Below are 1,868 nucleotides of genomic sequence, written 5' to 3'. Positions count from 1 at the left end.
TGACGAGGCTCAGGGAAACTCCCCAGCTGTGCTCAACGAAAATCCCCACCCGTGAGCGGTGTTCACTGTAGCGGTTGCCGGGTTCCGGTGGTGGCTTTGCGGAGGTTCTCCGAGCGTGCGTGATGATCGCGCAGCCGGTAGGAATCACCGTCGAGGTTGAGCACCACGGATCGGTGGAGGAGCCGATCGAGCATGGCGGCGGCCACGGTCGTGTCACCGAGGACCTCACCCCATTCCCCGACGCCGCGGTTGGTGGTCATGACGATCGAGGTCTTCAGATAGCGTTGCGCAACAACCTGAAACAACGCCGATGCCGCCTCCCCGGGCAACGGAAGATAACCGAGTTCGTCGATCACCAGCAGGGTCGGTCCGGCGAAGAACCGCATCGTTGTCGCCCACCGACCCTCGATCGCGGCGCGATGACAACGAGCGGCGAGATCGGCGGCGGTGGTGAAATAGGTGCGATACCCGGCATGGACCGCAGCGCGGGCCAAACCCACCGACAGGTGCGTCTTCCCGACCCCGGGCGGGCCGATGAGCAGCACATTCGTCGCCGTTTCCAGGAACCGGCAGGTCCCGAGTTCGGCGATGAGCCGTCGGTCGAGGTTCGGGGCGGCATCGAAGTCGAAGTCCTCCAACGAGGCCGGCGTCGGCAGGCAGGCGAACCGCAGCCGGCCGGCCAACCGACGCGCCTCGGTGGCGTCGACCTCGATCGCCAGCAACTGCTCGAGAGCGGCGGTCATCGACAGGTTGTCCTTCTGGGCCCGGTCGAGCACCGACGGCAGCGCTTCGGCGGCGTCGTGCAGTTTGAGCACGGCCAGATGACCGCGCAACCGCTGGTAGAGACTGGCCGCCTCGTTGGTGTTCGGCGGCGGGATCGGGTCCGTCGTGGCCGGTGTGCTGTTCATGCGAGGGTGTTCCTTCCTCGAGCGGCCCGCTCGTAGGTCGACAGATCGATCACGGTCGATGTGGTCCCTGCCGACACCGAGTCGGATTCATCGGACGACGCTGCAGCCTCGGTGGTGCGGCGGCGCAGTGCTTGTGCCGCCTCGACGGCCTCAGGTCCCGGTGGGATCCGTTCTTTGCGGCGGTGCGGGCGACCACCGGTTCCGGCGGCGGCCATCGCGACCTGTTCGAGCGCATGGACGTGACCGTGGTCGCGGACCATCACCCCGGCTCCGTCCGGCGCCAGCCGGTGTCGCGCGATGGTGATCTGCGAGCCGGTGACGATGTCGATGACCTCCGCTCCGAGCACCCGGGTGACGGTCACCTGCGCCGACGCCAACTCCGGCGGCACCGAATACCGGTTGCCGCGATAGGACACCAACGCCTGCCGCGACACGACCCGGGACTCGGTGAGGATCGCCGGATACGGCACTGTCGGCGGCGGCGACAACGCTTCGGTGGCGGCCAGGGCGCCCACGGTGGTGCGTCCGTCGGCGGTGCGGCGGGGTCGGGTGTCGCTGCGCACCCGGCAGAACTCGTCCAACCTCGCCTGCGCCTGCTCGACGGTGACGTCGTCGGGCAGGGTGCGCCACCAACGTTGGGCAGCAGTATGGTTGGTCTTCTCGACGACGCCTTTGCGGTTGCCGGCCCGAGCCGGACAGATCGTCACCGTCACGCCGTAGTGTTTCGCGACGCCGGCAAAGCTGGCGGTCATCCGCCCGCTGTCGGGATGACAGACCGTGGCCATCCGGTCGAAGCGCCAACTACGGGTCAGACCACCGAGTCCGCGGCAGATGCGATCGAGACCGTCGACCAGATGCGGCTGGGTCATCGCCGGCGCCAAGACCCCGCGCCAGCGCCCGGAATGCGCGAGCGAGCCGACCAGCAGATGCGCCATCGACCCCCACCCCCAAGAGGCCGGT

2 protein-coding genes are annotated in these 1,868 nt (G+C 68.2%); both read right to left on the bottom strand.

Annotated elements, in window-relative coordinates:
• Positions 1 to 62 precede the first annotated feature (62 nt).
• Positions 63 to 908 carry an IS21-like element helper ATPase IstB gene (gene istB, locus NVV99_RS26195; RefSeq protein ID WP_024101144.1) on the bottom strand — a complete coding sequence of 282 codons (846 nt, stop codon included), beginning with the start codon at positions 906 to 908 and terminating at the stop codon, positions 63 to 65.
• The coding region (locus tag NVV99_RS26190; RefSeq protein ID WP_260783274.1) for an IS21 family transposase at positions 905 to 1,868 on the bottom strand (964 nt) is incomplete at its 5' end. The genes NVV99_RS26190 and istB, both read right to left, overlap by 4 nt.

It is taken from the genome of Rhodococcus sp. PAE-6 (assembly GCF_025290685.1).
GTDB classification, from domain to species: Bacteria; Actinomycetota; Actinomycetes; order Mycobacteriales; family Mycobacteriaceae; genus Rhodococcus; species Rhodococcus pyridinivorans.
The sequence above is the reverse complement of the archived record's forward strand: the minus strand, read 5'-3'. Positions and strand labels throughout refer to the sequence as shown.